Source organism: Rhizobium sp. WSM4643, from assembly GCF_025152745.1.
In the GTDB taxonomy this organism is placed as follows: Bacteria; Pseudomonadota; Alphaproteobacteria; order Rhizobiales; family Rhizobiaceae; genus Rhizobium; species Rhizobium leguminosarum_I.
Genome location: NZ_CP104040.1, coordinates 251,466 through 269,097 on the forward strand (window position 1 = coordinate 251,466; position 17,632 = coordinate 269,097).

General features: G+C 60.8%; 20 protein-coding genes, 2 tRNA genes and 1 pseudogene. 15 read left to right on the forward strand and 8 right to left on the reverse strand.

Translation table 11 applies throughout. The features are described from left to right. Window positions 1-16 precede the first annotated feature (16 nt). Window positions 17-1,066, forward strand: a complete 1,050-nt coding sequence (locus N1937_RS01230) for an enoyl-CoA hydratase/isomerase family protein (protein WP_260057257.1) — start codon at window positions 17-19, stop codon at window positions 1,064-1,066. 11 nt (window positions 1,067-1,077) lie between these two features. Here the strand turns inward: N1937_RS01230 and N1937_RS01235 are convergent, their stop codons facing one another. Continuing rightward, window positions 1,078-3,135: an ATP-dependent helicase gene (locus N1937_RS01235; protein WP_260057258.1), complete on the reverse strand. Its 2,058-nt coding sequence runs from the start codon at window positions 3,133-3,135 to the stop codon at window positions 1,078-1,080. Window positions 3,136-3,242: 107 nt separating this feature from the next. Then, window positions 3,243-3,509, reverse strand: a complete 267-nt coding sequence (locus N1937_RS01240) for a hypothetical protein (protein WP_026154429.1) — start codon at window positions 3,507-3,509, stop codon at window positions 3,243-3,245. A gap of 160 nt (window positions 3,510-3,669) precedes the next feature. Here N1937_RS01240 and N1937_RS01245 point away from each other — a divergent pair, with 160 nt between their 5' ends. Both N1937_RS01245 and N1937_RS01250 read left to right on the forward strand, forming a co-directional pair. Next, window positions 3,670-3,930: a BON domain-containing protein gene (locus N1937_RS01245; protein WP_170256339.1), complete on the forward strand. Its 261-nt coding sequence runs from the start codon at window positions 3,670-3,672 to the stop codon at window positions 3,928-3,930. Window positions 3,931-4,041: 111 nt separating this feature from the next. Next, window positions 4,042-4,302 (forward strand): hypothetical protein, encoded by a 261-nt coding sequence (locus N1937_RS01250; protein ID WP_260057259.1) that lies wholly within the window; start codon window positions 4,042-4,044, stop codon window positions 4,300-4,302. 238 nt (window positions 4,303-4,540) lie between these two features. Here the strand turns inward: N1937_RS01250 and N1937_RS01255 are convergent, their stop codons facing one another. Together N1937_RS01255 and N1937_RS01265 are read right to left on the reverse strand one after the other, a co-directional pair. Then, window positions 4,541-4,783 carry a DUF982 domain-containing protein gene (locus N1937_RS01255; protein ID WP_011650393.1) on the reverse strand — a complete coding sequence of 81 codons (243 nt, stop codon included), beginning with the start codon at window positions 4,781-4,783 and terminating at the stop codon, window positions 4,541-4,543. Between the two features lie 699 nt (window positions 4,784-5,482). Continuing rightward, window positions 5,483-5,557: transfer RNA gene (locus N1937_RS01265), tRNA-Thr, on the reverse strand. Between the two features lie 153 nt (window positions 5,558-5,710). Here N1937_RS01265 and N1937_RS01270 point away from each other — a divergent pair. The 10 genes from N1937_RS01270 (at window position 5,711) to N1937_RS01315 (ending at window position 11,777) form a co-directional block, all read left to right on the forward strand. Further along, window positions 5,711-5,905, forward strand: a complete 195-nt coding sequence (locus N1937_RS01270) for a hypothetical protein (protein ID WP_162119243.1) — start codon at window positions 5,711-5,713, stop codon at window positions 5,903-5,905. 107 nt (window positions 5,906-6,012) lie between these two features. Beyond that, window positions 6,013-7,305 (forward strand): UDP-N-acetylglucosamine 1-carboxyvinyltransferase, encoded by a 1,293-nt coding sequence (gene murA, locus N1937_RS01275; RefSeq protein ID WP_017966944.1) that lies wholly within the window; start codon window positions 6,013-6,015, stop codon window positions 7,303-7,305. Window positions 7,306-7,428: 123 nt separating this feature from the next. Beyond that, on the forward strand, window positions 7,429-7,860 hold the full coding sequence (locus tag N1937_RS01280) for a DUF2948 family protein (RefSeq protein WP_017966945.1): 432 nt from the start codon (window positions 7,429-7,431) through the stop codon (window positions 7,858-7,860). A 56-nt stretch (window positions 7,861-7,916) separates the two neighbouring features. Then, on the forward strand, window positions 7,917-9,215 hold the full coding sequence (gene hisD, locus N1937_RS01285; protein ID WP_162119245.1) for a histidinol dehydrogenase: 1,299 nt from the start codon (window positions 7,917-7,919) through the stop codon (window positions 9,213-9,215). Window positions 9,216-9,219: 4 nt separating this feature from the next. Next, window positions 9,220-9,693, forward strand: a complete 474-nt coding sequence (locus N1937_RS01290) for a UPF0262 family protein (RefSeq protein ID WP_003545319.1) — start codon at window positions 9,220-9,222, stop codon at window positions 9,691-9,693. Further along, window positions 9,690-10,175, forward strand: coding sequence for an arsenate-mycothiol transferase ArsC (locus tag N1937_RS01295; RefSeq protein WP_170262281.1), 486 nt, complete (start codon window positions 9,690-9,692; stop codon window positions 10,173-10,175). The genes N1937_RS01290 and N1937_RS01295 overlap by 4 nt, the downstream gene beginning before the upstream one ends. A gap of 122 nt (window positions 10,176-10,297) precedes the next feature. Beyond that, entirely contained in the window at window positions 10,298-10,516 is a 219-nt protein-coding gene (gene infA, locus N1937_RS01300; protein WP_003545338.1) for a translation initiation factor IF-1, read from the forward strand. Window positions 10,517-10,553: 37 nt separating this feature from the next. After that, window positions 10,554-11,174, forward strand: coding sequence for a Maf-like protein (locus N1937_RS01305; RefSeq protein WP_003556345.1), 621 nt, complete (start codon window positions 10,554-10,556; stop codon window positions 11,172-11,174). Between the two features lie 135 nt (window positions 11,175-11,309). After that, window positions 11,310-11,522, forward strand: coding sequence for a DNA gyrase inhibitor YacG (gene yacG / locus N1937_RS01310; protein ID WP_012755993.1), 213 nt, complete (start codon window positions 11,310-11,312; stop codon window positions 11,520-11,522). Window positions 11,523-11,701: 179 nt separating this feature from the next. Further along, window positions 11,702-11,777, forward strand: a tRNA-Phe gene (locus tag N1937_RS01315). 109 nt (window positions 11,778-11,886) lie between these two features. Here N1937_RS01315 and N1937_RS01320 read toward each other — a convergent pair. Further along, window positions 11,887-12,579, reverse strand: a complete 693-nt coding sequence (locus N1937_RS01320; protein ID WP_260059039.1) for a winged helix-turn-helix transcriptional regulator — start codon at window positions 12,577-12,579, stop codon at window positions 11,887-11,889. Between the two features lie 178 nt (window positions 12,580-12,757). Between N1937_RS01320 and N1937_RS01325 the strand changes: the two genes are divergently transcribed. Then, on the forward strand, window positions 12,758-13,084 hold the full coding sequence (locus tag N1937_RS01325) for a DUF1330 domain-containing protein (protein ID WP_170281055.1): 327 nt from the start codon (window positions 12,758-12,760) through the stop codon (window positions 13,082-13,084). 122 nt (window positions 13,085-13,206) lie between these two features. Beyond that, window positions 13,207-13,737, forward strand: coding sequence for a hypothetical protein (locus N1937_RS01330; protein ID WP_260059040.1), 531 nt, complete (start codon window positions 13,207-13,209; stop codon window positions 13,735-13,737). 379 nt (window positions 13,738-14,116) lie between these two features. Here N1937_RS01330 and N1937_RS01335 read toward each other — a convergent pair. From N1937_RS01335 to N1937_RS01345, 3 genes and pseudogenes are all read right to left on the reverse strand, one after another. Then, window positions 14,117-14,380: pseudogene (locus N1937_RS01335) on the reverse strand (transposase); the annotation flags it as partial. Window positions 14,381-14,387: 7 nt separating this feature from the next. Next, complete coding sequence (locus tag N1937_RS01340; RefSeq protein WP_260057261.1) at window positions 14,388-15,833, reverse strand: HlyD family type I secretion periplasmic adaptor subunit; 1,446 nt, start codon at window positions 15,831-15,833, stop codon at window positions 14,388-14,390. 14 nt (window positions 15,834-15,847) lie between these two features. Next, window positions 15,848-17,563 carry a type I secretion system permease/ATPase gene (locus N1937_RS01345; protein ID WP_260057262.1) on the reverse strand — a complete coding sequence of 572 codons (1,716 nt, stop codon included), beginning with the start codon at window positions 17,561-17,563 and terminating at the stop codon, window positions 15,848-15,850. Between the last annotated feature and the right edge of the window lie 69 nt (window positions 17,564-17,632).

Sequence of the window (17,632 nt, forward strand, 5' to 3'; positions counted from 1 at the left end):
AACAATGAGGTGAACCATGCAAGGCGAAGTCATCATCGAACGGCGAGGGACTGCGGGCGTCATCCGGCTCAACCGGCCGCGGGCGCTGAACAGCCTGACCCTGCCGATGATCCGCACGATCACTGCCGCCCTTCATGATTTTGCCGATGATCCCGAGGTGGTAAACGTCGTGGCGACGGGAGAGGGCGAACGCGGCTTCTGTGCCGGCGGCGATATCCGCGCCTTGCATGAGAGCGCCCGCGCCGGCGATGGCCTTGCAGGTACCTTCTGGCGCGAGGAGTTCCGCCTCAACCATCTGATCGCCTCCTACCCCAAACCCTATGTCGCGCTGATGGATGGCATCACCATGGGCGGCGGCGTCGGCCTGTCCTCGCACGGCCGCCACCGCATCGTCACCGAGCGCACGCGGCTGGCCATGCCCGAAACCGGCATCGGCTATGTCCCGGATGTCGGTGCCACCTGGCTGCTGCCCCGTGCGCCGGGCGAGGCCGGAACATGGCTGGGCCTGACAGGGCTCGATATTGGTGCGGCCGATGCGATCCACGCTGGGCTTGCTGACCTTCAGATCGCCTCGTCGCGGCTAGGCGAGGTGGTCGACGCTCTCTCCGGCCTGCCGCGCGCCAGCTCATCCGGCGATGTCGATGCCGTGCTGCAGGCGCTTTCTGAGCCTCAGGGAGAAAGCCGGCTCAAGCAGAACGCGACGACGATCGATCGCGCATTTCGTTTCGACAGCGTCGAGGAGATCCTGGCAGCACTCGCCGAGGAGGAGGGCGACTTCGCCGCCGAGACGCGCCGGGTGCTGCTGACGCGTTCACCGACCAGCCTGAAGCTCGCTTTGCTGCTGCTGAGAGCCGGCCGCCGCAGTACCTCGCTTGCAGAATGCCTCGGCCGTGAGCTCGGCGCCTGTCTGCAGATGCTCGATAATCCGGATTTCTTCGAGGGCATCCGCGCCGCCGTCATCGACAAGGACCGCAACCCGCAATGGTCGCCGGCGTCAGTCGAGGCTGTGGAGTCAGCAAGGGTCGAGGAATTCCTGAAACCGGCCGAGCCGCCGCTTTCACTCTGAACGCTAGTCAGTTATCGCCACATGCCGCGCATGCGGGCGCCGACATCGATGCGCACCTGCCGCGCCTGCGCTTGAGCGGCCTCCGATTTTCCCTGCGGCCAGCTGCAGGCTTCGAAGAACTGCAGCAGGGTCGCGGGAATGAAGCGGCTGCGAGAGGCATAGACGTGCCGGTCGCCCTGCGAGTTCTGCCCATAGGTGAAGAAGCGTTGCGGCACGACGAGGTCGAGACCATCCCGGGCGCGTGTCATAGCGACATAGAGCAGCCGGCGTTCCTCTTCGATTTCGGCGGTTGTTCCGACGGCGAGATCGCTCGGTATGCAGCCGTCGACGACGTTCAGCATGAACACCCTCGTCCATTCCTGGCCCTTGGCGGAATGGATTGTGGAAAGGATGAGGTAGTCCTCGTCGAGAAGCGGCACGCCCGCCTGGTCGCTGGTCGCATCCGGCGGATCGAGGGTGAGTTCGGTCAGGAAACGCTCGCGCGAGGCATAACCGCTAGCGATCTGCTCGAGCTGCAGCAGATCGGCCTGCCGGGTCGCTGCGTCCTCGTGCAGCCGTTCGAGATGCGGCGCGTACCATTGCCGCGCCAGGCCGATTTCCGCCGGCCAGCCGGCCTTGCCGGTCTTCAGCTCCTGCAGCATCGAAACGAACATTGTCCAGTCCTCGCCCGAGCGCGGCGGCGCCGGCATGGCAGCAAGAGCAGAAATCGGACTGGCATCCTCGGCCATCAGGTCGAGCGTCTTCTGCGCCGTCGACGGCCCGACGCCCGGCAGGATCTGCATCAGCCGGAAGCCCGCCACCCGATCGCGCGGGTTCTGCGCGAAGCGAAGGGCGGCCAGCATGTCCTTCACATGCGCGCTGTCGAGAAACTTCAGCCCGCCGAACTTGACGAACGGAATGTTGCGCCGGGTCAACTCGACCTCCAGCGGCCCGCTGTGATGCGAGGCGCGGAAGAGCACGGCTTGCTGCTTGAGCGTGAGGCCATCCTCGCGATTGTCGAGCACCATGTCGGTGATGTAGCGCGCCTGCTCGGCCTCGTCGCGCACCGTGACCAGGCGCGGCCGCTCGGACGATTGCCGCTCGGTCCAGAGGTTCTTGGTAAAGCGCTCCGAGGCGAGATCGATAACGGCGTTGGCGGCGGCGAGGATCGGCTGCGTCGAGCGGTAATTGCGATCGAGCGTGACGATATTGGCCGCCGGGCTGAAGGCGGCGGGAAAATCGAGGATATTGCGCACCGTCGCCGCGCGGAAGGAGTAGATCGACTGCGCATCGTCGCCGACGACGGTCAGCCCCTGGCCTTGGGGCTTCAGCGCCAGCAGGATCGAGGCCTGCAACCGGTTGGTATCCTGATATTCGTCGACCAGCACATGGTCGAAGCGGCTGCCGATATCCTCGGCAATGACAGTCTCGCCGACCATCTGCGCCCAGTAGAGCAGCAGATCGTCGTAATCGAGCACGTTCTGGCTCTGCTTGGCCTCAACATAACAGGCGAAAAGTTCGCGCAGCTGTTTCTCCCACGCCGCGCACCAGGGAAAGACGTCCCGTAGCACGAGGTCGAGCGTGGTTTCCGAATTCACCGCCCTGGAATAGATGGCAAGGCAGGTGCCCTTTGTGGGAAAGCGGCTTTCCGTCTTCGAGAAGCCGAGGTCGTGCCGGATCAGGTTGATCAGATCGGCGCTGTCTTCGCGGTCGTGGATGGTGAAATCGGGATCGAGGCCGATCTGCTGGCTATAATCGCGCAGCAGCCGCGCGCCGATGCCGTGGAAGGTGCCTGACCAGGAAAGCGCATCCGCCATGACGCCCGCATTTGCACCAAGCACATCGCGGCAGATGCGCTCGACACGCCGCGCCATCTCGGCGGCTGCCCGACGCGAGAAGGTCATCAGCAGGATGCGGCGGGGATCGGCCCCCTTGACGATGAGATGGGCGACCCGATGCGCCAATGTATTCGTCTTGCCGGAACCGGCGCCGGCAATGACCAGCAGCGGCCCGGCAATATGGCTGCCGTCGATGAGCGTACCGTGCTCGACGGCCATGCGCTGCTGCGGATTGAGCTTTTCGAGATACATCCAGCCGTCCGGTCGGGCTCCCGCAGAATCACTGGGGAAAGATTAGATGTTCCTTGAATGTTCGCGATTGCCGTCCCTGTCAAGCGATCTGGCGCGCAAGCAACATCTCAGTCGGGGAAATCCGGACCGATCTCGCGCCGTACCAGCTTCAGGCTGCGGTCGGGCTGAAGGATATAGGTTTCCTCAACGCGCTGGCCCGTTCCGTTGTAAAACTGGTTGTAGACGACGCTGCCGACCGGCGATTTGGTGAGCTTCGTTCGCGGCTGGCCGCCATAGGTGATGCTGCCCGGAATGGGTTCCAGCGCCGGCCTATCGGCCGAAGAGCAACCGGCAAGCAATGCCCCGGCAAGCAAGGCGGGCAGAAGCGCTTTCATCGTCATCATCCCTCATTCGACTGCAGCCAGATATGGAAGCCGCGGCGCCTTTCGCCAAGGATCGTCCATGCCAGGGTCCACGGGAAATAGCCCAGCGCACCGCAACGAAATGCTTTGCCGAGGCGTTAACGGATATCAACTGACATCAGGAGAGGCCACTGTGCTCGGCTTTGCAGCATTCACGAACCATGAGGAATCCGGCCGTCAGGATCACAGCGACGCGGCGACACGCGCCTCGGTGGAGAGCGCCCTTCATGCAGTCGACGATATCGAAGTGGCGGAAATCATCGTCGACATATCGGGCTCATATGTAATCCTGGAAGGTTTCATACGCCGGCGGGGTGATGTCGAGCGGGCGATCGAGATTGCCGAGAGCGTCGTCGGCCGAGGCTATGTGCGCAGCCGTCTGCTGCGACGCTGAAATCGCAAGATGGGTGCCCCGGCTCTCTGCTCACCTGTCCTTGCGATGCATGAAGGGAACCAAGTGCTCTCCAGCGTGTTGAAATGCCGGATCTAAACGCTGGAGACCCTCATGTCGTTGCTTCTTCGCCTTTGGGCAATCACCTTGATTTCAGGCAGTGTCTTTGCCAGCTCCGCCTACGCCTCGCTGGAAACCGGCACAAATTATTCCGCTTTGCCGAAGGACCAGATCGCCCTCAACGAATATACCGGGGCCATCGCCTGCACGCCGGCAGAGCCTCAGTATTTGCCTTCCTTCATCCGCGCATCGGATGGCACGATCATCGGTGTCGGTTATATCGAAGTGGAGAGTGAGGGCGGCGCGGACTGCTGAGGCGTCCGCTGTGCTCAGACGAGGCTCGCCTGCGTTTCCGCAGAGGTGACGAGCCTCTAACCATCATCATGATGGCTGGTCGTCTTCTATTGATGCAGCTGTACCGGGCGCAACGCCCTTTGCGCCGAAATCCGGCACGCACTTGTTGCAGGGTTAAGCTAAAATTAAAGCATTGTCCCGTTCCGGCACGCTCGCGCGCCAGAAGGCGAAAATCGCCCCGAAATTCCTTGCCGAACTGCTAATGCAGCTTCAGCTTCGCCTCTTCGGCGGCCGCCAGAAACTCGGCTCTTGCCTCTTCCACGCTCTTGCGCCCATCGAGCGCCGCCCGGCAGGCACTACGAGCCTTGATATAACGAAGCCCGCGCATACTCGGCCAGAGATCCGCCAGGCACTTCAGCGCATCGAACGGCCCATTGACCGTTCGCGCATCGGCACCTTCGAAACCAACCTTGACCGGGCTGTTCCATCTTTCAGTTGCCATCGACACTCCTCCACGATTTTCGACAGAAACGAAGTGCAGCATCTCCCAGTTCCTCCGGGGAGACTTTGCGATAGTTACTCTAGCGTGATTTTTGCGGTCAACAATAGTGAATCGTTGATTGCTGATGAGACGAAATGTCTGCCTGCGGGTGAGGTTGCGTGCGCACGCAGGCCAAGAGGAATTTTTATCGGTCGCAAATAAGTTGTATAGCGCCGGCGCGCTGCCGTCGCTACCATGTTCGGCAAGCTGAGGGGGCTCCGACATGGTTTTAGATCGAAAATTGATCCAGGCTGCTTTTCTCTGCTCGGCGCTATCTATGCCGGCTCTCGCGCACGGTGCAGCGATATCAGCCGAAGAGGCTTTCCTGACGCGTATTTCTACTGAGTTTGTTCCGAGAATGCAGCGGAAATATATGGACCGTGCCATCTGCCGCATTGTGTGTGCGATAGACATAGCTGCCTTTCGCGCAAGTTTGCTGTTAGCAGAGTCGTTAGAGCAATGGTATGTGGAAGGTATATCTGACGGAGTTCCGAAGGTAACTGTCGATCTGCTTGAACGGTGGGAGTTGTCGCTGTCCATGCCTTATTATCTCGACGTAACCGAAATTCCCGATTGTGCTCATCGGAGCCTACTGCTTCCCACTTGTCATTGAGCTTCGACGAGCGCAGACGAAACAATGTGGATTACCTGCTGGAAAACTGGTGCTGCCGAGTGGGATTGAACCACCGACCTCACCCTTACCAAGGGTGTGCTCTACCACTGAGCTACGGCAGCAGGACCAGACCGCGGAGCCGAGCGGCTCAATTGCGGGAACGGGGCGGCTATTGCCACAGCTTGACGACAAGCGCAAGCCGCAAAATCAAACTTCGCGTGGATAGAGATGCAAGGGACTTTTGGATTGGCGCGAATTCAGCTAATTCTGCTCACATGAACGACAAGACCGAAACCGGCCAGAAGAGCCGTAAAGAGGCGATCGAGGCACAGGCGAAACTGCGCCGTGAACGCGCCGCCGAAAAGCTCAGGGAAAATCTGGGGAGACGCAAACAGCAGGTCCGCGCCCGCCGTTCCGGCCAAGCCGACGAAACAAATGGACTGCCCGCCGCAAAAATGGACGAATCGTAATGTTCCGTCCGTCGCGAATTGAAGCGTGTCGATAAATCCCCTAAACACCTCACTCCTTATTTCAAGGCAGAACTTTCAGGAAAGGCGGGCGCTGCCCGTAAGCGCACATGGATCGTATCAGAATCGTCGGCGGTAATGAGCTGAATGGCATCATTCCGATTTCCGGCGCCAAGAATGCTGCACTGCCGCTGATGATCGCCTCGCTTCTGACCAGCGACACGCTGACGCTCGAAAACGTGCCGCACCTGGCCGATGTCGAGCTGCTGATGCGCATCCTCGGCAACCACGGCGTCGACGTCGCCGTCAACGGGCGGCGCGAGCGCCAGGAAGACTCCTATGCGCGCACGATCCATTTCACCTGCCGCACCATCGTCGATACCACCGCATCCTATGAACTGGTCTCGAAGATGCGCGCCTCCTTCTGGGTCATCGGGCCGCTCTTGGCGCGCGAAGGCCATTGCCGCGTTTCGCTGCCGGGCGGCTGTGCCATCGGCACGCGCCCCGTCGATCTCTTCATCGAGGGCCTGACGGCGCTCGGCGCGACCATGGAGATCGATGCCGGTTATATCAACGCCAAGGCGCCTGCCGGCGGCCTGATCGGCGCACGCTACACCTTCCCGAAGGTCTCCGTCGGTGCCACCCATGTGGTGATGATGGCGGCAACGCTTGCCCGCGGCACGACTGTCATCGGCAATGCCGCCCGCGAGCCTGAGGTCGTCGATCTCGCCAACTGCCTGAACGCCATGGGCGCCAAAATTACCGGCGCCGGCACGGCGACGATCACCATCGAAGGTGTCACCTCGCTCTCCGGCGCTCGCCATCGCGTTCTGCCGGATCGCATCGAGACCGGCACCTATGCCATGGCCGTCGCCATGGCCGGCGGCGACGTCGTGCTCGAAAATACCGACATGGCGTTGCTCGAAACCGCGCTGGAAACGCTGCGCCGCGCCGGTGCGGAAATCTCGTCGACCAACAACGGCATGCGCATCAAGCGCAACGGCGCCGGCATCAGACCGGTCGATATCGTCACCGATCCTTTCCCGGGTTTCCCCACAGATCTGCAGGCGCAGTTCATGGCGCTGATGACCCGTTCTTCCGGCGTCTCGCATGTCACCGAGACCATCTTCGAAAACCGCTTCATGCATGTGCAGGAGCTTGCCCGCCTCGGCGCCAGGATCTCGCTGTCCGGCCAGACGGCGAAGATCGAGGGTGTCCAACGCCTGCGCGGCGCGCCTGTTATGGCGACCGATCTGCGCGCCTCAGTCTCGCTCGTCATCGCCGGCCTTGCCGCCGAGGGCGAAACCACCGTCTCCCGCGTCTATCACCTCGACCGCGGTTTCGAGCGGCTCGAGGAAAAGCTGACCCGCTGCGGCGCCATTGTCGAGCGCATCAGCGAATGAGGAGAGGGTGCTAAGGCGCCCTTTATCCTGGTTGCGTAATTGGCCGCAGCGCCTTATTTCCCTTGTCTGACGCATCGCCATTCCGGCGGTGCTCGGCCTTGGCCGCCAATGGGATGAGACGGAATGACCGACCTGAAACTTGTTGCGCTCGATGACGAGGATCTTGCGATCATTTCCGCGCATATGCAGGACAGCGTCTTCAAGGTCGGCGACATCGACTGGTCGCCGCGCGACGCGCAGTTCGCGCTTGCCGTCAATCGTTTCGTCTGGGAAGGTGCCGAGCGCAAGCGCAGGGGTTTCGAGCGCCGCCGCGCTGCCCTGGTCTTCAAGCGCGTGCTTGCCGTCCGTTCGCTCGGCATCGATCGTGGCAAACGTGACGAGGTGCTGTCGCTGCTGGCGCTGCGCTTCGAAAAGAAGGGCGAGGGGCCTGATGGTACGGTCGAGCTGGCGCTGTCGGGCACGGCGTCGATTGCGCTCGATGTCGAATGCATCGAGGTCCAGATGGCCGATATCGGCGGTGCTTGGGCGGCTGTCGCCAAGCCTCGCCACCGCTAGTGCTTGACGCCTTGAGTTTGAACATCGCAGTTTCGAGTTGAGAAGGAATATCGGCCTTGGCAATCTGGCTGGATCAGGCATCGGAAGGTTTCGAGCAGCATTTTGCCGCCTTTCTGACGACGAAGCGTGAAGTCTCCGAGGATGTGAACATCGTCGTTCGCGCCATCATCGATGATATCAAAGCTCGCGGCGACAGCGCGTTGGCCGAATATTCGCTGAAATTCGACGGCATCGATTACGCCAAAATCCCGATGCGCGTCACATCAGAGGAAATCGACGCCGCCGTCGAGGCGGTGCCTTCGGAAGTGTTGGGGGCGCTGAAGCTCGCCGCACTGCGCATCGAATCCCATCATCGCCGGCAGCTCCCGAAGGACGATATCTACGAGGACGATATGGGCGTCGGTCTCGGCTCGCGATGGACGGCGATCGAAGCGGTCGGGCTCTATGTTCCGGGCGGCACCGCGAGTTATCCGAGCTCGGTGCTGATGAATGCCGTACCGGCCAAGGTCGCCGGCGTCGATCGCATCGTTATCGCCGTTCCCGCCACCGGCGGCGCCGTCAACCCGGCGGTGCTTGCCGCCGCCAAGCTTGTCGGCGTCACGGAGATTTATCGTGTCGGCGGCGCCCAGGCGATCGCGGCTCTTGCTTACGGCACCGAGACGATCGCCCCAGTCGCCAAGATCACCGGCCCCGGCAATGCCTATGTCGCCGCCGCCAAGCGCCATGTCTTCGGCACCGTCGGCATCGATATGATCGCCGGCCCTTCCGAGGTTTTGGTCATTGCAGACAAGGACAATAATCCGGATTGGATCGCCGCCGACCTCTTGGCGCAGGCTGAGCACGACGTTAGTTCCCAGGCGATCCTAATCACCGACGATGCCGCATTCGGCAAAGCGGTGGAGCAGGCGGTCGAACGCCAGCTGAAGACGCTGACCAGGGCCGAGACGGCGGCAGCGAGTTGGCGCGATTTCGGCGCGGTCATCCTCGTTGCTGATCTGAAACAGGCCATTCCGCTGGCAAACCGTATCGCTGCCGAGCATCTGGAACTCGCCGTCGCCGATCCGGACCGGCTGCTCGACGGCATTCGTAATGCCGGCGCGATCTTCATCGGCGCCCATACGCCTGAGGTGATCGGCGATTATGTCGGCGGTTCGAACCATGTGCTGCCGACGGCGCGGTCGGCGCGCTTCTCCTCCGGTCTTTCGGTGCTCGATTTCGTCAAGCGCACCTCGATCCTGCGTCTCGGCCCGCAGCAGCTCCGCACCCTCGGCCCGGCGGCGATCGCCCTTGCCGTTTCCGAAGGCCTAGATGCCCATGCGCGATCGGTCGCGATCCGCCTCAACCTCGAAAGGTGAGGGCATGGCGAAGGGCGATTTCCGGCTTTGCGACGTCGTCCTTGACGATACGATCGGCCGTTCGACGCCCGACGTCGAGCATGAACGCGCCGTCGCCATCTTCGATCTGATCGAGGAGAACAGGTTCGAGCCGCTCGGCCATGCCGGCGGGCCTTACCGGCTGAACATCTCGCTGGTCGATTCGAAGCTGGTTTTCGCCATCACCACCGAAGAGGGTGGCGGCGTCGCCACCCATATCCTGTCGCTCACGCCCTTCCGGCGGATCGTCAAGGATTACTTCATGATCTGCGAGAGCTATTACGAAGCGATCCGTTCGTCGACGCCGAGCCGCATCGAGGCGATCGACATGGGCCGGCGCGGCATCCACAATGAAGGCTCGCAGACGCTGAAGGATAGGCTGGCCGGCAAGATAGAGGTCGATTTCGATACCGCCCGGCGCCTTTTCACGCTGGTCTGCGTGCTCTACTGGCGCGGATGACGGCGATGGAGCGCGCCGTCGACATCGAAGAGGGAAAGCGGCCAGGCGCCATACTCTTCATGTGCGGGATGAATGCCATCCGCTCGCCGATGGCAGAAGCGATCGCCCGTGGTATTCTGCCCGCCAATACTTATATCAGGTCCGCTGGCGTTCGCGCCGGCGAGCGCGATCCCTTCGTGGATGCAGTGCTCGAGGAGATCGGGCTTTCCCTCGGGCGCCGCCAGCCGCAGACGCTGGAAGAGCTCGAGGACGATTATTTCGATCTGATCATCACGCTGTCGCCGCAGGCCCATCACGCAGCACTCGAACTGACGCGGTCGAGTGCGGTCGATGTCATCTACTGGCCGACCATGGATCCAACGGTTGCGAGCGGAACGCGCGAGCAGATTCTGCAAAGCTATCGCGAGGTCCGCGATCACCTGGCCGGCCTCATCGAAAGCCGGCTACTCAAGCGAAATGGCATTGCCGCGCAATCGGCATGAAAACAAATAAAGGAAAGCCTGATCAACAAGGTTCACAAAGCTTCGTTGATTGTGTAGTTTCCGCCCAAATTTCAAGGCGCGCGCTGCGCTGCCTATTCAACTCACAGGAAGAAAACACTTATATGCCTAAAGAAGAAGTCCTCGAATTCCCGGGAATCGTCACCGAACTTCTGCCGAATGCGACGTTCCGCGTGAAGCTCGAAAACGAACACGAGATCATCGCCCACACCGCCGGCCGCATGCGCAAGAACCGCATCCGCGTTCTCGCCGGCGACAAGGTGCTTGTCGAAATGACGCCCTACGATTTGACCAAGGGCCGTATCACCTACCGTTTCAAGTAAGCTTGCCCCACTCCCGTCTGCCGATGGTCGAGGTTCCATGGCGCTGAAATACAAGCTCATTCTGGCCTCGGGCTCGCCCCGTCGCGTCGACCTGCTCAACCAGGCCGGCATCGAGCCCTCGCGCCTGATGCCGATGGATATCGACGAGGCGCCGAAGAAATCGGAGCATCCGCGGTCGCTCGCCCGCAGGCTTTCGGCTGAGAAGGCGGAAGCAGCCCTTGCCGCCATCAAGGGCGATATCACCTGGAAGGGCAGCTATATCCTATCTGCCGATACGGTGGTCGCCGTTGGACGGCGCATCCTCGGCAAGGCTGAGTTCGCCGATGAGGCGTTGAACTCGCTGCATCTCTTGTCGGGACGCAACCATATGGTCTACACCGGCGTTTGCCTGGTGACGCCGGATCGCAAGATCCGTCAGAAGATCGTCGAGACCAAGGTGCGCTTCAAGCGTCTCTCCGGCTTCGAGATCGAGAACTACCTGGCTTCCGGCCAGTGGCGCGGCAAGGCAGGCGCCTACGGCATCCAGGGCCTTGCCGGCACCTTCGTGCAGAAGATGGTGGGCTCCTACACCAATGTCGTCGGCCTGCCGCTTTATGAAACCATTCTGCTTTTGACCGGCGAAGGCTTCGATGTGCATAGCCGGTGGCCCGAGGGCTGAGCCCGACGGCCGATGCTTAAAGCGCGCCACGATCTTTCAGATCCGCGCGTTGCGCTTTAAGGCTTTGTTTTTACGCATGTCGTTGTCGCAAAACCGCGACACACCTTTACGCGACATGCTTTAGGACGGACCGATATGCCTGAAGACAAGAAAGCCGCCGCCAAGGTCGAACCGCTGCGCAAGACCCGCCCTTGCCCCGAATGCGGCAAACCTTCCCACCGCGAACATTACCCCTTCTGCTCCAACCGCTGCCGCGAGGCCGATCTCTCCCGTTGGCTGACCGGCGCCTATGCCATTCCGGTTGCCGACGATGAGACGAAGGCCGACTATCCGGATGAGGAAAACTAGAGAATTCCGCCCGCGAAGCTCTTATTTTTCCTCATGAATCCGCAAAGCCGGCAAGACCGTCAAAAAAGAGTCATTTGACGCTTGCCATGGGCGAACAAGATGCTATAACCCCGCTCGCTTCCGGGGTGAACCAAGGCCCCGCGGTTCTTTTCTTGAAAAGAACCATTGGAAGCAGGTTAGCCCAGGTAGCTCAGTTGGTAGAGCAGCGGATTGAAAATCCGCGTGTCACTGGTTCGATTCCGGTCCTGGGCACCATTCGGCCCCCTAAAACTAATATCATATACACACTATCGAATAGTGTAGATATTTCAGCGGCTTAGTCTATGCCTCACGCCTGATATGCAGGGGGGAGCACTCGCCTCTGCTAGGCCGCGCGCTTCGGTTCGATCGCAAAGGGGCTGAGCCCCAGCCACGTCTGCATTTTCTTTGCGATATCATGGTCGCCGGTCAAGGCGACCTTCGCTCCGGCCTTCTCGACCGTGACCAGCCCCATCCAGATCTCGGTCATGGTGTGCAGGTTGGTCGAAACATAAAGGTTAACGTCGAACCCCGGATCGTACCAGCACAGATCGACCTCACCATGCTTTTCGACGATCAGCCACCACGACCGTTTGGACGCCGGCAGGTCCTGATACAGAAATTGTATCACCGTTCTGCCCTCGGGTAGCGGGGAGGGGTTCAGATTGCGCCGCATGTCCCACATCAGAAGCGACGGATCGAGATTCTTCAGGGACAGCCGGGATTCGACCCATTTCTGTCCCCAGAAGCCCATCGCTTCGACAACGGGGCGCAAATCACGGCCCGCTTCCGTCAGCTGATATTCGAAGATGCCCTTCTCGCCCTGGATCTCCTTGCGCACGACGATTCCCGCCAGTTCGAGCTCCTTGAGCCGTTGCGACAGAAGGGTCGGCGACATTTTTGGCACGCCGCGGCGCAGATCGTTGAAACGGGTCGACCCCGCCACCAATTCGCGCATCAGTACCATCGTCCAGCGGGTGCACAGCACCTCGGCGGCCATCGATAGCGGGCAGAACTGCTTGTATCCGTGCTCAGTCATGATTTTAGCCTCTCCTTCCAACCTCTCGAGAACCATAGGCCTTCGCCCGCGGTGCGGCGAGTACAGAAACTGTACCGGCCCAGTACAGTTCGAGGACTGGCTGGCAGGCCCCTTACCATGCGAGCCCTTTGTCCGGCGCGCGGGATGGCCTGTGCGCCGCAACCAGGAGACATAACCCATGACCGTTTACGTCATTGCAGACATCAAGGTGAAGGACCCACAGTGGATGCCGGCCTACGCCGCTTCGGTCCACGACCTCGTTCACAAGCACGGAGGCAGATATCTGTCGCGCAGCGGCAACGTGGAGACGCTTGAAGGCAAGCCGCTCGACACAACCCTGATCGCCCTGATGGAGTTCCCGTCGGAGGTGGCGGCGCGCGCCTTCACCAACGATCCCGCCTACGCTCCCTTCGTGTCGGCCCGTCAGGGCGGCAGCGACAGCCGTTTCCAGTTGATCGACAACACCGATCTGGCTGGAACGATTTCCTATCTGCCGAAGGGGTGATTCTTCCCGGAACTCGTAGCCTCGAATTCGGGATCACCAAGCAACAACACAGCGCTTGCCTATCGGACCTTCATATTTTCGACGGCCGGCCTGCTGTGCTTCTCAGGAAGAATGGAATGAATATGACAATCAACTTTTACAACAGGCTTCTCATGGCCGCGGCCGTGCTGTCCTCCTGCGCCACATTCGCACAGGCGCATCAGAAGGCCGCCGCGCCTGAAACCGGTCCCAATCCGCTGGCCGACAAGGTTCGGGCTGCGAACAGCCGTTTTCTTGACGTCAAGGCTGCCACATCGGAGGGCTATGCGCCCATCCCCTGCGCCAGCGGCATCACCGGAGGGGCCATGGGCATCCACTATGTCAATGGCCAGTACTTGAAAGACGACAAGATCGATCTGGCTCGCCCCGAAGCCGTCATGTACGAGCCCATGGCCGACGGCACGCTCAAGCTGATAGCGGTCGAATACATTACCTCGAAGGGGCCGGCCGCGCTGGACGGACATCTGTTCAATTTCAACAGCGCGCCCAACCGCTACGGCCTGGGTGAATTCTACGAACTGCATGTCTGGGCCTGGAAGGGCAACCCGACAGGTACTTTCGCCGACATGAATCCGAAGGTATCATGCGATCCGACGACCGCCGCAAGCCAATAGAGGATCAGGCCGGGCGGCGCCATTGCCGCCCGACCGTTCGGCCGGCTCCCGCCGGAAGGCGCCTCCGAGCGTCAAGATCCACGACCTCGGGCGCCAGGCCGCCCTCGGCAGGTGGCGCCTTACGGGGGTCCACGACGTGGCCGCCAACGGGGCTTCGTCAGTGTCGGCATCACCGCCCGCACGACCGAGTTCGTGGTTGCCTAGACCGCACGTGGCGCCAGCGCATTGGAGTGTGGGCGTTATCCGCGCGCCCGACGCCGAGATGGCGAGCCTCAACATCGCTGGCGACCCTTCCACCCCAAAGGAATTACACGATCAAACCGCGCCAGCCGCCGTAATCGTGCGATTATTGTTCGAAGTGGCCTTAGTGTCGCCCTTTCAATGTCTTCGCCAGCATCTCGCTCAGTGTTGCCGCCGAAAGCATCGATTCGGCCAAAAGCTTCTTGAGCTTCTGGTTCTCCTCCTCCAGTGCTCTCAACCTTTTGGCATGGAGACCGACATTCCCGAACTGCAGGGATTGCCACCGATAGAAGGTCGGCTCGCTGATACCGTGCTTGTGGCAAACATCTGCCACCGTCACCCCGGCTTGGTGTTCCTTCAGAATACCGGTAATCTGGTCGTCGTCGAATTTTCGCTTGCCCATCACGGTCTCAGTCCTCGCGAAATGCTCTGTTGAAACTGTCGAGCAGTGGTCTGACAGCATAGAGCGCTACGCTGCTTTTGCCGGTTTCGATCAGTGTCTGTGCGGGCATGCCGGCGACCAGCGCGACATCTTTCATTTTCGCCAACCGCTCGTCCGTGACACGGATCGTCGCGGCAAAGTAGGGTTGGCCGCTTTGCGTATCGGCGAGGCGGTCGGCTGACACATACTCCACCCGTCCTTTCAGGAGGGGAACGCGCCGCTGATTGTATGGAAGAAGGTGCACCTGTGCCTCCAGCCCCGCATGGACAAGATTGATGTCCTCCGGTCTGACATGGGCAGACACGATCAGGCAATCGGAGCGTGGCAGAAGATCGACCAGCGGTTCGCCCGCGCCGATCACGCCACCTGATGTGTGGATGCGCAGGTTCATGATTGTTCCATCTTCGGGAGCCCGGATATCGGTCCTTGAAAGTTGGTCGTCGATCGCCCGCAGGCGCTCGCGCAATTGCATGATCCGGCTTTCCATATCGCGCATGCCTTGGGCGACTTCGCTCAACCGGTCGCTCTCAAGCTTTGCGAGATCGGCCTGCGACTCGCTGATCACCTGGTAGGCGCGAGAGATCTGTGCCTCGACTTGGCCCTGCTGGCCGTCAAGGTCTGCTCTTTCGCGCTCGAGGTTGAGAAGCCTGCTCCTTCGTTCAAGTCCCTTGGCGGCGAGGACCGTAACCTGATCCAGTTCTTCCTGCGAGATTGCGGCTCTGCCGGCCAGTGCCGCCTTCTGCGCGCCAAGCCCGACGATTTCCTGCCGCACCTGCGCGATTTTTTCATTACCGATCTGAATTTCCGCCTGCATGACCCGGCGGCGGGCCTCGAAGATTTTCTGTTGCCCGATCAGAATCGCGCCGACCGAAGGATATTTGTCCATGGCTGCCCTGAGATCCTCGGGATAGGCGACATGGTCGCCGCCCGTCTGCTCGGCAAGCAGGCGGGCGCGGCTTCCTTCGGCGTCCCAAAGCTGCCCCTGGATACTGTCGCGCTCCGAGCGAGACTTCGTATCGTCGAGTGCTATTACGATTTGCCCGGCCACCACCGTATCGCCGTTCCTGACGAGGATCCGTCGGACAATCCCGCCCTCCAGATGCTGAATGGTCTTGCGGCTGGACTCCGGTTCGATAACGCCCGATGCGACCGCAGCGCTTTGCAGCGGCGCCAGGATCGACCAGATTCCCAATCCGACGATGAAGACCAGGATCAACAGGTTCCCCGTCCAGACAACCCCTCTGAGTCCCGGCATGGGCGAAGGGGCGGCGGGTCCGCGCTGTTTCTGTTCGATCACCGGCAAATAGGCTGTCTGTTGCCTGGCTGTCGCTGTCGGTCGTTGAGCCAACTGCCGACCCGTCCTTGCCGAATTTGAAAATTTCGGCGCCGTTGCATCCAGTTGAACAAGGGTCATGGCAGCATTTCTCCCTACGTTCCTGTTCGCGACGGTGGTTGAAGATAAGTTTCGTAAATCCGCTCGCTGTCGCCGAAGGCAGCCACCGTCCCGTTACGCATAATGGCAATCTTGTTGGTGGCCGGCAGGATACCCATCCGGTGCGTTATGATAACAACGGTCATTCCCCTGGACTTCATGCGCTCGATTGCCGCAAACAGCATGCGTTCGCCGTCATAATCCAAGCTCGAATTCGGATCGTCGAGAACGATAAGTGACGGATTCCCATAGGCAGCCCGTGCCAGTCCCAGTTGTTGGCGCTGAGCCCGAAGGAGCAGGTTTCCACCGTCACCGATATCGGTCTCGTAGCCCTGCGGCAGCCGCATGATGGCTTCGTGCAATCCAACCAGCTTTGCGGCGTCGATCGCTTTGCCGGGGTCTCCCCCGTCCAGCCGGCCGATCACATCCTTGATTGCTCCGCCGAAGAGTTCGATATCTTGCGGCAGGTATCCGACGTGGCAGGTCCCCCCGCAAAGGCGCAGAGCCGAGATATCGACCCCGCCGAGAAGAGCATATCCGCTCGTTGCCGGCACAACGCCTGCCATGATGCGACCCAATGTCGATTTTCCCGATCCCGACGGACCGATGAGCGCTACGCAATCGCCTGGCGCGAGCCGCAATGTGATATCAGTCAGTATTGGCCGATCGGCGAATGGCTTGAAATAGCTGACGTTTTCGAGAACGAGGCCATTGGGTTCCGGTCGCGGCACCATTCGGGCGTCGCGTTCCGATGCCACTGTAATCAGCATTCTGTTCAAGCGATTGAAGGCGTTGCGCGCAAACATGAAGGAGCGCCATGCGCCTATTGCGCCCTCGATCGGTGCGAGCCCGCGCCCGAGCAGCAGGCTCGCAACGAAGATGATTCCCGGACTGCCGCTGTTGACAAGCACCAGCCAGGTCGCCGATCCCATCATCAGGATCTGCGCCAGTGTGCGGATCGATTTGGAGAAACCAAGAATGATCTCCGTGCGATGCATCGCTATGTCCTGGGCCCTTCTTGCCATCTCCGCATCGCGATAGACGATCAGCGCTGCGCCATCCTGCATGCCCATTGCCCGGATCACCTCGATGTTTTTCAGCGCCGTCGCAAATCGGATATAGCTCCTCGAAAGGGCGAGATTGGCGTGGGCAAGCGGCTCGCGCGTCGCCAGTTCCGTCATGAACGCAAACAGCAGAAGTGCAACTGCGCACAGAAGACCGATGGTCCCAAGCAGCGGGTGAACAAGAAAGAGCAGAAGCAGGAATACCGGCGCCCAGGGAACGTCAAATAAAAGCGAGCTGGCCGGTGAATCGAGGAACTGGCGTAACGCGGCGAGATCCCTGTAACACTCTGTGGCGGCTCCCGTATCGGCGTGAGCGGCATATTCGAACGATGCGGTGAGCACCATGGGCCGTAGCCTGTGGTCCAGCCAGCTGCCGATGCGCGAAAGAGCTGCCCTGCGCACGATATCGAGCGTCGACCCGACCAACACGGCGATGGCGATGATCATCGTCAGCATCAGGAGCGTGTCGGCGCTTCGGCTCGACAGGACCCTATCGTAGATCTGCAGGAGATAGATGGAAGGCGTGAGAAGAAAGAGATTGTAGCCGAAGCTGTAAACGAAGACCAAGCCGAAGGCTCCGGCACAGGCCCGGAGTGCAACAACGAGCTGCGTCGGCGGGCACGGTGGCTTTATGGAATTTGTTGTCATTATCAGATCTCGCTGCACTTGATACTGACAAGAAGAGGATGCTTACCTTGAGGGCCGCCGGCCGAAACC